Here is a 13,975-nt window from a genome sequence, read left to right on the forward strand (position 1 = left end):
TCTTTTCCTTACTGCACCACCGTGCCCGGCTTGTTGGCTATCCGATCCGCCATGGTCTGGATCGAGTCGGTGCGCAGAATATACAGCCGCTTCAACGTATAGGGATTATCCCCCGGCTTCACCTTGCCCTGCACCGTGGTCACCGCCAGATGGAAACCGGCGTCCTGTGCCGCCTGGATAGCCCGCTGGTTATAGCCGCCGAACGGGTAGGACAGATACAGCACGTGCGGGTTGAACTGCGACAGCGCGCGGCGCGAGCGCTCAAAATCGAACTCGATATTATGCAGCGAACGGCTCAGCAAAATCGGCTGGCGATTGCCGTCAGTGCGATGCAGGAAGTGGGTGTGCGACTGCACGTCGAACACGTCCTGAATCTGCTTAAGCTCCGAGACGCTCATAAACTGCAGCGAGTCCGGGTTCCATTTCTGCGGATGACGCTTGATGCGCGAAGAGATGATGAACGCCGTTGCGCGGAAACCGTAATCCTTCAATACCGGGTAAGCGTAGCGATAAACCGATTTCAGCCCGTCGTCGAAGGTCAGCACGATCGCCTTGCCCGGCAGGTTGATCTGATTCTTCAGGTAGGCTTCCAGCTGATACAGCGAAATGGTGTCGTAGCCCGCCTGCTTGAGGTAGGTCATCTGGTTGCTGAACGCCACGTCTGAGGTGGTGGTCGAAGTATGGCGGAAGCGCTTGTTCTCTTCGTTTTTCAGCAGGTGATGGTAAGTCAGCACCGGTATGCCGTTATCGATCTCACAGTCCAGCTCATTGACGAATCCCAGCCGATCGCCGATGTTGACCTCGTACCAGGTATTGTTCAGCCGATCCTTCAGCTTGCCGATGATCGGATAACGCAGATTGCCTTCCAGCGTGCCGAAGACCTCGCTGTCCTTGTCCGCCGCGGTGTATACGTCGATCGCCTTTTGGGTGATCAGATTCTGGTTGGTCAGCGGCTTGTTCAGCTCGCCCAGATCGTCTTGCACCTTGCGCGACTTCTTCAGCTCGCGCACGTCGTCTTTATCGATAAAGCCGGTGCCGTGCCCGAATTTGAATTCGTAGTATTCCGCATCCGCCGGGAACACCTGGATCAGTTGCCCGCGCTTCACTTCCCCTACCGGGATCACATGCTCGCCCACCAGCGAATAGACTTCGCTGTCGCGCTGCGCTTCCATGTATTCAGATTTAACCGCGCCGTCTTCCGACAGCAGATTCGCCAGGCTCACAGGGGAAACCAACGACATCAGAATGCCGAGTAACCCAGTCGCCAACTTGTATTGAGGCCGCATGATGATGTTCTGCTTACGAGTGCGTAATGACAAAAATGAAGGAAATGTGGAGCGCCAGCATAGCACGATTTGAACAGCGGGGAACTAGCGGTTATTTGAGCGATTCTATTGATTTACGCGCCGCCTGCGCCAAATCGGGAAAAGCGCCCCCGCCGGGAAAACGAGGGCGCATCAGGATCAGCTGCGCAGGCCGCGGCCGCGTTCGATCAGGTACCAGGACAGCAGGTAGAACACCGTGATAAACGCCACCAGCACCGCCATGGTGAACGCCAGCGGCACGTCGTTGATGCCGAGGAAACCGTAGCGGAAACCGCTGATCATATAGACGATCGGGTTCAGCTTCGACACCGCCTGCCAGAACGGCGGCAGCAGCGACAGCGAGTAGAACACCCCGCCCAGGTAAGTGAGCGGCGTCAACACGAAGGTCGGGATCAGGCTGATGTCGTCGAAAGTGGTGGCGAACACCGCGTTGATCAGCCCCGCCAGCGAGAACAGGATCGCCGTCAGCAACAGCGTCAGCGCAATCACCCACCAGGCGTGCACCTGCAGCGGCACGAAGAACAGCGAGATGATGGTCACCAGCACGCCGACGCAGATACCGCGCGCCACGCCGCCGCCGACATAGCCGGCGATCACCACGTGGGTCGGCACCGGCGCCACCAGCAGTTCCTCAATGTTGCGCTGGAATTTGGCGCTGAAGAACGACGACGCGACGTTGGCGTAAGAGTTGGTGATCACCGCCATCATGATAAGGCCGGGCACGATGAACTGCATGTAGCTGAAGCCGTGCATATCGCCGATGCGCGAACCAATCAGATTGCCGAAGATGATGAAGTACAGCGTCATGGTGATCACCGGCGGCACCAGGGTCTGGATCCAGATGCGCGCGAAGCGGTTCACCTCTTTGGCCCAGATGCTCTGTAAGGCCACCCAATACAAACGCGTCATGCTTTCTCTCCATTGCCGTTAACCAGGGTGACAAACAGCTCTTCCAGGCGGTTCGCCTTGTTGCGCATGCTCAGCACCTGCACGCCCTGCGCGCTCAGCTGGGCGAACAGGCCGTTCAGCCCCTGTTCACGCATCACCTCCACTTCCAGCGTCGAGGTATCCGTCAGGCGGCTGCGGTAACCGTCCAGCTTCGGCAGCGGGCTTTTCGCCGCCAGATCGAGGATAAAGGTTTCCGACTTGAGCTTGGCCAGCAGCCCCTTCATCGAGGTGTTTTCCACCAGCTCCCCGTTCTGGATGATGCCGATGTTGCGGCACAGCATCTCCGCCTCTTCCAAATAGTGGGTGGTGAGGATGATGGTGGTGCCCTGTGCGTTCAGCTCTTTCAGGAAGCCCCACATCGAGCGGCGCAGCTCGATATCCACCCCGGCGGTCGGTTCATCGAGGATCAGCAGCTTTGGTTGGTGCATCAACGCGCGGGCGATCATCAGACGGCGCTTCATGCCGCCGGACAGCATGCGAGCACGCTCGTTGCGCTTGCCCCACAGGTCCAGCTGATTGAGGTACTTTTCGGCGCGCGCCATCGCTTCACGCCGCGTGACGCCATAGTAACCCGCCTGGTTCACCACGATCTGCAATACGGTTTCAAACGGGTTGAAGTTGAACTCCTGCGGCACCAGGCCAAGCTGGCGTTTGGCGTTGACGATGTCTTTATCGATGTCGTAACCGAACACCCGCACGCTGCCGGCGGTTTTGTTCACCAGCGAGCTGATGATGCCGATGGTGGTGGACTTTCCGGCGCCGTTTGGCCCCAGCAGGGCATAAAAATCCCCCGCCTCGACGCTCAGGTCGATGCCGCGCAGCGCCTTGACGCCACCGGCGTAAGTCTTGGTCAGCTGCGCTAATTCCAGTGCATAATTCATATGTAAAATAGTACCTTATAACGATGAGTATGCCGCCGCGCCCCCTGTTTGCGAGGCTTGAAACAATAACAATAATCCTAGCATCGACGGCGTTTTCACTGCGTCGAATCCGTGCGGTAAATGAGGTTGCACCACTGTTCCGATTTCCAAATTGTGACGCTTACCCTATATTACCCCAACGCAATCTGTTCGTTACGGGTCAATCACCTCCATGAAAGAAATCGAAGAGCTTATCGCCAACAACCAGGCCTGGTCGGCCAATATCAGTCAGGAAGACCCGGATTTTTTTGAACGTTTAGCCCAGGCGCAAAAGCCCCGCTTCTTATGGATTGGTTGCTCTGACAGCCGCGTTCCCGCAGAACGCCTGACCGGCCTCGAGCCGGGTGAACTGTTCGTCCATCGCAACGTGGCGAACCTCGTTATCCACACCGATCTTAACTGCCTGTCGGTGGTGCAGTATGCGGTAGATGTGCTGGAGGTCGAACACATCATCATCTGCGGCCACCTGGGCTGCGGCGGCGTGCAGGCCGCGGTGGAAAACCCGGAGCTGGGGCTGATCGACAACTGGCTGCTGCACATTCGCGATCTGTGGTACAAGCACAGTTCGCTGCTGGGCGAGCTGCCGCCGGAACAGCGTTTCGACATGCTGTGCGAGATCAACGTCATTGAGCAGGTATACAACCTGGGCCACTCCACCATCATGCAATCGGCCTGGAAACGCGGCCAGAAGGTGATGATCCACGGCTGGGTGTACGGCATTCAGGACGGCCGTCTGCGCGATATGGAAGTGCTGGCGACCAGCCGCGAGAGCCTGGAGATGGGCTACCGCAAAGCGATAGCCAAACTGAAGCAGGATAAAGGCGTATAATCCCGCCGCGGGCGCGGCAGGCCGCGCCCCACATCAATTACTCGTCCAGCAGCACCACTTTGCCGACGTACGGCAGATGACGGTAGCGCTGGGCGTAGTCGATGCCATACCCCACCACGAACTCATCCGGGATCGAGAAGCCGACATATTCGACCGGCACCTGCACTTCACGGCGCTCAGGCTTGTCCAGCAAGGTGCAAATCGCCAGCGATTTCGGCCCACGCAGCGCCAAAATCTCGCGCACTTTGTTCAGCGTGTTGCCGGAATCGATGATGTCTTCCACGATCAGCACGTCTTTGCCGCGAATGTCTTCGTCCAAATCCTTGAGGATCTTCACGTCGCGAGTGGTGGACATGCCGCTGCCGTAGCTGGAAGCCGTCATGAAGTCGACTTCATGCGGCACGTCAATCGCGCGGCACAGATCGGCCATGAACATGAAGGAGCCGCGCAGCAGCCCGACCAGCACCATGTCACTGCCGCTGTCGCGGTAATGTTCGGTGATCTGGCGGCCAAGTTCGGCGATACGGGTCTTAACTTCCTGCTCGGAAATCATTACGTCTACAGTGTGTTTCATAGTATTCAGGTCAGTTGCCGGAAGAAAGGCGCAGAGTTTAGCATAGCCTTTCGCCGGTGGCGACGCGAGCGCACCGCCACCTGAGCGATAGGCCGCGATCAATCGGCGACGGTAAAGCCCATCATCATGCCGGTATCTTCGTGTTCCAACAGGTGGCAGTGGGCCATATACGCATGTTCGCTGCTTGCCGGATGATCGAAACGCACCAGCACTTCGCTGCGCCAACCTTCGACGCGCACCGTGTCCTTCCAGCCGCTGCGATGCGCCGCCGGCGGTTTGCCGTTTTCCGACAGAATACGGAACTGGGTGCCGTGAATGTGGAACGGGTGCAGCATCATGTCGCCCTCGCCGGAAATGGTCCACTTTTCATACTGGCCCCGTTTGGCGGCAAACATCGGTTTGGTCATATCGAAGGCCTTGCCGTTGATCATGTTGCCGTGGCTGAAGTCGAACGGTTTGGCGTTGCCCTGCGCGCCGCCATGATCCATCCCTGCCATCTTGCCATGATCCATGCCTTTCATGCTGCTCATGTCGCCGTGGTCCATGCCCTGCATGCCGCCCTTCTCCATGCCCTTCATGTTACCGTGGTCCATACCTTTCATGTCTCCAGCGCCCGTCGCGCCATGATTCATGCTCATGCCGGCCATCGCCTGATGACCATAACGATCCATCAGCGCCTGCATGCCGAGCATATCCAGCTGCGGATCCATCATCAGCTGCAGCCAACGCTCCTGGATGCCGGCGGTGGCAGGCAATGTCGGCAGCTTCACCAGGCTGTCCGGCATGGTTTTGATGCCCTGCGCCAACGACGGCTGAATGCGCAACACCCGCAGCGGCCGATCGAATGGCGCCAGCGTCATACCCATCTGTTTCACCGGCAACGTCACGATGTCGAACGCTTTCCCGTCGGAGGCATCGACCAGCACTTCAAAGCGTTCGCCCATCAGCATCGGCAGCTCGGTCAGCTTCACCGGCTCAGCCAGGAAACCGCCGTCGCTGGCGATAACATACAGCGGACGGTTGTCACTGGCCGCCAGATTCAGCGAGCGGGCGTTGCAACCGTTGAGAAAACGCAGACGCAGCCAACCGCGCGGCGCCAGATGTTGCGGGTACTGCGCGCCGTTGGTAAACATGCGATCGCCAAACCAACCCACCGCCGCGCTCATCACGTCCAGGCGATATTCGATCTGGGCATCTTTGCCCAAGCGCTTATCCTGCAGGATCACCGGAATGTCATCCTGCCCCCAGGTTTTCGGCAGCGGCAGTTTGGCGCTTTCATCGTCTTCCAGCAGCACCAGCCCCGCCAGCCCCATCATCACCTGGCTGCCGGTTTTACCGTGGGTATGCGGGTGGAACCAGCAGGTGGCCGCCGGTTGATCGACGGTGAAATTCACCGTGCGCGTTGCGCCGGGATGGATCAACGCCTGCGGGCCGCCATCGACGTCGCCGGGGATTTCCAGGCCGTGCCAGTGGACGGTACTGGCTTCCGCCAGGCGGTTTTTGATATCGACCGTCACCGGCTGACCCCGCTGCAGCTTCACCGCCGGCCCGAGCAGCGCGCCGTTGAATCCCCAGGTTTTGGTGGCGGCGCCGGGCAACCAGCGGGTTTCCCCCGCCTGCAGCGCCAGCGCAATCTTTCCCTGCGCGTCGGGCGTTAACAACGGGGGCACCGGCAGAGCCGGCCGCTCGGCCGCTAAGGCGGCCCGGCTCCATAACGGCAATGCGCTCGCGGCGCCCAATGCAGCGGTCAATTTAATAAAATCACGGCGTAACATCGCTGACTCCCTTTTCTCAGTGACATAACTCAACGCAGCCAGCCTAAACCTTCCCCCAGGCGGAAGGTCAAGCCTTTCCTGGCGGTATTTTAAGCTATGCCTCACAATCAAGAGCGCGCCGTGGGTGAGCGCTATGGCAGCGCCCGTCAGCAATAAAATTTGGTGCCTTTACAGGCAAGTGTGGTAACGTCTGCAGACGACAAACAGGCCTATTTCATGATGAAAAAAACAACGTTAACGATGCTGTTGCTGGCGATGCTGGGCTTCTCCAACGCCAGTCTGGCGCTGAATGAATCCGAGGCGGAAGATCTGGCCGATCTGACGGCGGTATTTATTTATTTGAAAAATGATTGCGGCTACAACGATTTGCCAAATGCGCAAATCAAGCGCGCCATCGTCTATTTCGCGCAACAAAACCGCTGGGATTTGAGCAACTACAACAGCTTTAACATGAAGGCGCTGGGCGAAGACAGCTATCGCGATCTGAGCGGCATCGCCATTCCAACGCCCAAGAAGTGCAAATCGCTGGCGCGCGACTCCCTGAGCCTGCTGGCCTACGCCAATTAATCTTCCCCCTCGCCCGTCCGCCCTCCGCTCTCTCTGTCTGAAATTCAACCGTGCATCGCCAGGCAGAGTTAGCTATGATGTTGCGCCGATTTTTCATGGCTGTTATTACGGAGTTTCCCGCACATGACCCAGAAAGAAATTTGGTACGAAACGCTGCATACGGGCTTCGGCCAGTACTTTTCGGTAGAGAAGGTGCTTTACCGCGAGAAGACCGATCATCAGGATCTGGTGATCTTCGAGAACCCGGTGCTGGGGCGCGTGATGGCGCTCGACGGCGTGGTGCAAACCACCGAGCGTGACGAGTTCATCTATCACGAAATGCTGACCCACGTGCCGCTGTTGGCGCACGGCCAGGCGAAGAAAGTGCTGATCATCGGCGGCGGCGACGGCGGCATGTTGCGCGAAGTCAGCCGGCATCCTGGCGTTGAGCAGATCACCATGGTCGAAATCGACGCCGGCGTCGTCGAGTTCTGCCGCCAGTACCTGCCCAACCACAGCGCCGGCGCCTATGACGATCCGCGCTTCAAGCTGGTGATTGACGACGGCGTCAACTTCGTGAATCAAACCGACGAAACGTTCGATGTGATCATCTCCGACTGCACCGATCCGATCGGCCCCGGCGAAAGCCTGTTCACCTCGGCGTTTTATGAAGGCTGCGCCCGCTGCCTGAATGAGGGCGGCATTTTCGTCGCGCAAAACGGCGTCTGTTTCCTGCAGCAGGACGAGGCGGTCAACAGCCACGCCAAACTGAGCCGCTACTTTAGCGACGTCAGCTTCTATCAGGCGGCGATCCCGACCTATTACGGCGGCATCATGACCTTCGCCTGGGCGAGCCAGAACCCGGCGCTGCGCCAGCGCGATCTGCCAACCCTGCAACAGCGCTTTAACCAAAGCGGCCTACACTGCCGTTATTACAACCCGGCAATTCACGTCGGCAGCTTTGCCCTGCCGCAATATTTGCTCAATGCCCTGAACGTAACACGTTAAGCGAGAAGATAAAGGAGGTGGCCCAAATTGCATAAGCTAAAACTGCACGGCTTCAACAACCTGACCAAGAGCCTGAGTTTTTGTATTTACGATATTTGTTACGCCAAAACCGCGGACGATCGCGACGGCTATATCGCCTACATAGACGAACAATATAACGCCAACCGGCTGACCGAGATCCTGAGCGAAACCTGCTCGATCATCGGCGCCAATATTCTGAACATCGCGCGTCAGGACTACGAGCCGCAGGGCGCCAGCGTCACCATCCTGGTCAGCGAAGAGCCGATCGATCCGAAAGACGTCGATACGTCGGAACACCCCGGTCCGCTGCCGAATACGGTCGTCGCGCACCTGGACAAGAGCCATATCTGCGTGCACACCTACCCGGAAAGCCATCCGGAAGGCGGGCTGTGCACCTTCCGTGCCGATATCGAGGTCTCGACCTGCGGCGTCATTTCGCCCCTCAAGGCGCTGAACTACTTAATTCACCAGCTGGAATCCGACATCGTCACCATGGACTATCGCGTGCGCGGTTTTACCCGCGACGTGAACGGCGTGAAACATTACATCGATCATGAGATCAATTCGATCCAGAACTTTATGTCGGAAGACATCAAGGCGCTGTACCACATGATGGACGTGAACGTTTACCAGGAAAATATCTTCCATACCAAGATGTTGCTGAAGGATTTCGATCTGAAGCACTACCTGTTTAACGCGGAGCCGGAGGCGTTGAGCGCAGCCGAACGCAAGCAGATCACCGATCTGTTATGGAAAGAGATGCAGGAAATCTATTACGGCCGCAATATTCCGCATCTGTGATGGAAAGGGCGCGGCGCGCCGCGCCCTGATGCTTAGTACTTCAGCATGAAAGAACGATAGGCCTTCAACACCAGCAGGAAATCCTCAACGCCGCAGAATGAGAGGCTTTCTTCGTCGTAGTAGTTCATCCCCTCTTCCATTTCGTCGCCCTCGAACTCCAGCTGATTGGCGCGGATCATCACTTCTTCACCATCCATCAGCAGCGTATATTCATGGCCTTCCAGCTGCCATTGGCGCTCGCTGCCTTTGACCTCGGCCACGCCGGCTTCAATGCGGTCCAGCAGGTTAAAATCGCCTTTGACTTCTTCGTTGATCCAGTGGCCAATCGCTTCATGCCCCATCGAAAATCTGACGATCACCTGACCGGTGACGTCACGCAGAAATTCGTAATCCATAGCATGCCCTCCTGAGCCCTTTTTCTTAGTGTAAACATAAATGGCGGACTAACTCAGTGAGCGCTCGCAAAGTTGGCAACTGAGCAAAATAAAACGGGAGGCCAAGGCCTCCCGTTAAACAGTTGCGCAATATAGCGGCTTACACGGCGGTTTGGAAGATCACGCCGTCGGCTTTTTCGGTGTACTGGCCCAGCTGGTCAAAGTTCAGGTAGCGGTAGGTATCCGCCGCCGTCTTATCGACCTGCGCCATATAGGTCTGGTACTCGTCCGGCGTCGGCAGGCGGCCCAGCAGGGACGCTACCGCGGCCAGTTCGGCAGACGCCAGATAGACGTTGGCGCCGGTACCCAGACGGTTCGGGAAGTTACGGGTTGAGGTGGAGACCACCGTCGCGCCGTCCGCCACGCGCGCCTGGTTGCCCATGCACAGCGAGCAGCCCGGGATCTCGATACGCGCGCCGCTCTTGCCGAAGACGCTGTAGTAGCCTTCTTCAGTCAGCTGAGCCGCATCCATCTTGGTTGGCGGCGCCACCCACAGACGAGTCGGCAGCTGGCCCTTGTGCTGATCCAGCAGCTTGCCCGCCGCGCGGAAGTGGCCGATGTTGGTCATGCAAGAACCGATGAACACTTCATCGATTTTGCTGTTGGCCACGTCAGACAGCAGGCGCGCATCGTCAGGATCGTTCGGCGCGCACAGGATCGGCTCTTTGATCTCGTTCAGATCGATGTCGATCACCGCTGCGTATTCCGCATCCGCATCGCCTTCCAGCAGTTGCGGATCCGCCAGCCATTTTTCCATGCCCTGAATACGGCGCTCCAGCGTACGGCGATCGCCGTAGCCTTCGGAGATCATCCACTTCAGCAGCACGATGTTGGAGTTCAGGTACTCTTCAATCGGCGCCTTGTCCAGCTTGATGGTACAACCGGCGGCGGAACGTTCGGCGGACGCATCGGTCAGCTCAAACGCCTGCTCGACCTTCAGATCCGGCAGGCCTTCGATCTCCAGAATGCGGCCGGAGAAGATGTTTTTCTTGCCCTTCTTCTCGACGGTCAGCAGACCCTGCTGGATCGCGTAGTAAGGGATGGCGTGCACCAGATCGCGCAGGGTGATGCCCGGCTGCATTTTGCCTTTGAAGCGCACCAGCACCGACTCAGGCATATCCAGCGGCATCACGCCGGTCGCGGCGGCAAACGCCACCAGGCCGGAACCGGCCGGGAAGGAGATGCCGATCGGGAAGCGGGTGTGGGAATCGCCGCCGGTGCCGACGGTGTCAGGCAGCAGCATGCGGTTCAGCCAGGAGTGGATCACGCCGTCGCCCGGGCGCAGCGAGACGCCGCCGCGGTTCATGATGAAGTCAGGCAGCGTGTGGTGCGTGGTCACGTCGACCGGTTTCGGGTACGCGGCGGTGTGGCAGAACGACTGCATGACCAGATCGGCGGAGAAGCCGAGGCAGGCCAGGTCTTTCAGCTCATCGCGGGTCATCGGGCCGGTGGTGTCCTGAGAGCCGACGGAGGTCATCTTCGGCTCGCAGTATTCGCCAGGGCGAATGCCGGCGACGCCGCAGGCGCGGCCGACCATTTTCTGCGCCAGCGAGAAGCCTTTGTTGCTGGCGGCTACCGGTTTGGCGATGCGGAACACGTCGCTGTGCGGCAGGCCGAGCGCTTCGCGCGCCTTGGTGGTCAGGCCGCGGCCGATGATCAGCGGGATACGGCCGCCGGCACGCACTTCATCCAGCAGCACGTCGGTTTTCAGCTCGAAGTTGGCGATCAGCGCGCCGGTTTCGTGGTTGCGCACTTCACCTTTGTACGGGTAAACGTCGATCACGTCGCCCATGTTCAGCTCGGACACGTCCACTTCGATCGGCAAGGCGCCGGCATCTTCCATGGTGTTGAAGAAGATAGGCGCAATCTTGCCGCCCAGCACCACGCCACCGCCGCGCTTGTTCGGCACGTGCGGGATGTCGTCGCCCATGAACCACAGCACCGAGTTGGTGGCGGATTTACGGGAGGAACCGGTGCCGACCACGTCGCCGACGTAGGCCAGCGGGAAGCCTTTCTTGTTCAGCAGCTCGATCTGTTTGATCGGGCCGACGCTGCCCGGCTGATCCGGCACGATGCCTTCACGTTCGTTTTTCAGCATCGCCAGCGCGTGCAGCGGGATATCCGGGCGCGACCAGGCGTCCGGCGCCGGAGACAGGTCATCGGTGTTGGTTTCGCCGGTCACTTTGAACACGGTGACGGTGATCTTTTCCGCCAGCTCCGGGCGCGACAGGTACCATTCGGCATCGGCCCAGGACTGCATGATCTGCTTGGCGTGCGCGTTGCCAGCTTTCGCCTTCTCTTCTACATCGTAGAAGTTGTCGAACATCAGCAGCGTGTGGGACAGCGCTTTAGCGGCGATCGGCGCCAGCTTTTCGTTGTCCAGGGCTTCGATCAGCGGATGAATGTTATAGCCGCCCTGCATGGTGCCTAACAGTTCAATGGCTTTCTCGGGGGTAACCAGGGGGGATGTCGCTTCACCTTTGGCGATGGCCGCCAGGAAACCTGCTTTGACGTAGGCGGCTTCGTCGACGCCCGGTGGAACACGGTTAATCAGCAGGTCTAACAGGAATTCTTCTTCGCCTTTTGGCGGATTCTTCAGTAGTTCGACCAGCGCGGCCATTTGGGTGGCGTCTAGCGGCTTAGGGGCGATGCCCTCAGCAGCACGCTCGGCTACGTGCTTACGGTATTCTTCTAGCACGACGTTCTCCTCGCTCTCATTGTCATTTATTGTGCCTGGCGTATATGCAAACCGGGTTTATACCCTTTGGGTTTCACTCTGTGGCTAGGCGATCGGCCCGTAAAGGCCCCGAAACGGTGATTGGGGCAAACAAGCACGGTCAAACAGCGTTACAGCATGAAAGACTGATGGGTAGAGCGCACGGCGATATTGATGCCATCTATCCTGACGGGGCACTGCTGTCGATGTCCTGGACTGTAAGGTACAGTGCCCGGTTCCGCTCAGCCAGCATATCAGGATTTGAAACGGTTGTTAATTCGTTCACATAAAAGCAACATTAAATCTTTGCTGAATCGTTGAGCGCAGCGTAATCGGCTGCCGGACAAACAGGGCATTATATCCACATAATTAAAACGGATATAAGCATGAGGATCGGAATTTGGCGCAGCGGCCACAAAAAACCGCGTTCTGCATCTGAGCAAAAAAAAACGGCCCCTTCTCAGGAGCCGCTTGTTAACCGGTCAAACCAGCAGAATTACTTCTTCTTGGCTTTCGGGTTAGGCAGATCGGTGATGCTGCCTTCGTAGATTTCCGCCGCCAGGCCCACGGATTCGTGCAGGGTCGGGTGAGCGTGGATGGTCAGCGCGATGTCTTCCGCGTCGCAGCCCATCTCGATAGCCAGACCGATTTCACCCAGCAGCTCGCCGCCGTTGGTGCCGACAATCGCGCCACCGATGATGCGGTGAGTTTCTTTGTCGAAGATCAGTTTGGTCATGCCGTCTGCACAGTCGGAAGCGATCGCACGGCCGGAAGCCGCCCACGGGAAGGTGGAGGTTTCGTAGCTGATGCCTTTCTCTTTCGCTTCTTTCTCGGTCAGACCCACCCACGCCACTTCCGGCTCGGTGTAAGCGATGGATGGGATCACTTTCGGATCGAAGTAGTGCTTCATGCCGGCGATAACTTCTGCGGCGACGTGGCCTTCGTGCACGCCTTTGTGCGCCAGCATCGGCTGACCGACGATGTCGCCGATGGCGAAGATGTGCGGCACGTTGGTGCGCAGCTGTTTGTCGACGTTGATGAAGCCACGCTCGTCAACTTCAACACCGGCTTTGCCGGCATCCAGCAGTTTGCCGTTCGGCACGCGGCCGATCGCCACCAGCACCGCGTCGTAACGCTGTGGCTCTGCCGGCGCTTTTTTACCTTCCATCGTGACGTAGATGCCGTCTTCTTTGGCTTCTACCGCGGTCACTTTGGTTTCCAGCATCAGGTTGAACTGCTTGCTGATACGTTTGGTGAAGACTTTCACCACGTCTTTATCTGCCGCCGGGATAACCTGATCGAACATTTCAACGACGTCGATCTGTGAACCCAGCGCATGGTATACGGTGCCCATTTCCAGGCCGATGATGCCGCCGCCCATAACCAGCAGACGCTCTGGGACGGTTTTCAGCGCCAGCGCATCGGTAGAATCCCACACGCGTGGATCTTCATGAGGAATGAATGGCAGTTGGATCGGACGAGAACCTGCAGCGATGATGGCGTTGTCGAAGTTGATGGTGGTTGGGCCGTTTTCGCCTTCAACAACCAGGGTGTTAGCGCCGGTGAACTTGCCCAGGCCGTTGACCACTTTCACTTTACGGCCTTTCGCCATGCCAGCCAGACCGCCGGTCAGCTGAGTGATGACTTTTTCTTTCCAGACGCGCACTTTGTCGATGTCGGTTTTCGGCTCGCCGAAAACGATGCCGTGTTCGGCCAGCGCTTTGGCTTCTTCGATCACTTTGGCAACGTGCAGCAGTGCTTTGGAAGGGATACATCCCACGTTCAGGCAAACCCCGCCCAGAGTGGAATAACGTTCAACCAGAACGGTTTCAAGACCTAAGTCAGCGCAACGAAAGGCTGCAGAGTAACCTGCCGGGCCCGCCCCAAGTACCACGACCTGAGTTTTAATTTCAGTACTCATCATGACCTCTTAATTGATTGTCCGGCGGGTCAGACGTCATTTTTATTGCTAATCGATCTCATAACGCCCTTCATCCACCGGGACGCTTACACCGCGAGCAGTTTACAGAATTGTTAATAATCTGCAAAGCGTGTTCGAGTGACCCGTGTCTCAACAA

12 protein-coding genes are annotated in these 13,975 nt (G+C 58.1%); 4 read left to right on the plus strand and 8 right to left on the minus strand.

All coding sequences use genetic code 11. From position 1 onward, the window contains the following. Positions 1-8 precede the first annotated feature (8 nt). The 3 genes from H7A77_RS03290 to H7A77_RS03300 all read right to left on the minus strand — a co-directional run bounded on the left by H7A77_RS03290 (position 9) and on the right by H7A77_RS03300 (position 3,154). Positions 9-1,286, minus strand: a complete 1,278-nt coding sequence (locus tag H7A77_RS03290) for a polysaccharide deacetylase family protein (RefSeq protein WP_033644697.1) — start codon at positions 1,284-1,286, stop codon at positions 9-11. A gap of 177 nt (positions 1,287-1,463) precedes the next feature. Next, positions 1,464-2,234, minus strand: a complete 771-nt coding sequence (locus H7A77_RS03295) for an ABC transporter permease (protein ID WP_033644696.1) — start codon at positions 2,232-2,234, stop codon at positions 1,464-1,466. Next, entirely contained in the window at positions 2,231-3,154 is a 924-nt protein-coding gene (locus H7A77_RS03300; RefSeq protein WP_033644695.1) for an ABC transporter ATP-binding protein, read from the minus strand. The genes H7A77_RS03295 and H7A77_RS03300 overlap by 4 nt, the downstream gene beginning before the upstream one ends. 211 nt (positions 3,155-3,365) lie before the next feature. Here H7A77_RS03300 and can point away from each other — a divergent pair, with 211 nt between their 5' ends. Beyond that, positions 3,366-4,022 (plus strand): carbonate dehydratase, encoded by a 657-nt coding sequence (gene can / locus H7A77_RS03305; RefSeq protein WP_015379031.1) that lies wholly within the window; start codon positions 3,366-3,368, stop codon positions 4,020-4,022. 37 nt (positions 4,023-4,059) lie between these two features. Here the strand turns inward: can and hpt are convergent, their stop codons facing one another. Both hpt and cueO read right to left on the minus strand, forming a co-directional pair. After that, positions 4,060-4,596 (minus strand): hypoxanthine phosphoribosyltransferase, encoded by a 537-nt coding sequence (gene hpt, locus H7A77_RS03310; protein WP_048234659.1) that lies wholly within the window; start codon positions 4,594-4,596, stop codon positions 4,060-4,062. A gap of 98 nt (positions 4,597-4,694) precedes the next feature. Then, positions 4,695-6,371: a multicopper oxidase CueO gene (gene cueO, locus H7A77_RS03315; RefSeq protein WP_182073817.1), complete on the minus strand. Its 1,677-nt coding sequence runs from the start codon at positions 6,369-6,371 to the stop codon at positions 4,695-4,697. A 219-nt stretch (positions 6,372-6,590) separates the two neighbouring features. Between cueO and H7A77_RS03320 the strand changes: the two genes are divergently transcribed. The 3 genes from H7A77_RS03320 to speD all read left to right on the plus strand — a co-directional run bounded on the left by H7A77_RS03320 (position 6,591) and on the right by speD (position 8,747). Next, the gene (locus H7A77_RS03320) at positions 6,591-6,938 is read left to right on the plus strand and encodes a YacC family pilotin-like protein (protein ID WP_033644927.1); all 348 of its coding nucleotides are present in this window, start codon (positions 6,591-6,593) and stop codon (positions 6,936-6,938) included. A gap of 123 nt (positions 6,939-7,061) precedes the next feature. Next, complete coding sequence (gene speE, locus H7A77_RS03325; protein WP_016930071.1) at positions 7,062-7,925, plus strand: polyamine aminopropyltransferase; 864 nt, start codon at positions 7,062-7,064, stop codon at positions 7,923-7,925. 27 nt (positions 7,926-7,952) lie between these two features. After that, positions 7,953-8,747, plus strand: a complete 795-nt coding sequence (gene speD, locus H7A77_RS03330) for an adenosylmethionine decarboxylase (RefSeq protein WP_004937510.1) — start codon at positions 7,953-7,955, stop codon at positions 8,745-8,747. A gap of 32 nt (positions 8,748-8,779) precedes the next feature. Here speD and yacL read toward each other — a convergent pair whose 3' ends face one another. The 3 genes from yacL to lpdA form a co-directional block, all read right to left on the minus strand. Next, a complete protein-coding gene (yacL, locus tag H7A77_RS03335) occupies positions 8,780-9,142 on the minus strand; it encodes a protein YacL (RefSeq protein WP_117187623.1) in 363 nt (120 codons plus the stop codon). A gap of 139 nt (positions 9,143-9,281) precedes the next feature. Beyond that, a complete protein-coding gene (acnB, locus tag H7A77_RS03340) occupies positions 9,282-11,879 on the minus strand; it encodes a bifunctional aconitate hydratase 2/2-methylisocitrate dehydratase (RefSeq protein WP_033644692.1) in 2,598 nt (865 codons plus the stop codon). A gap of 514 nt (positions 11,880-12,393) precedes the next feature. Beyond that, on the minus strand, positions 12,394-13,818 hold the full coding sequence (gene lpdA / locus H7A77_RS03345) for a dihydrolipoyl dehydrogenase (protein WP_033644926.1): 1,425 nt from the start codon (positions 13,816-13,818) through the stop codon (positions 12,394-12,396). Positions 13,819-13,975: the final 157 nt, after the last annotated feature.

Source organism: Serratia sp. ME47 (genome assembly GCF_903970925.1).
GTDB classification, from domain to species: Bacteria; Pseudomonadota; Gammaproteobacteria; order Enterobacterales; family Enterobacteriaceae; genus Serratia; species Serratia ureilytica.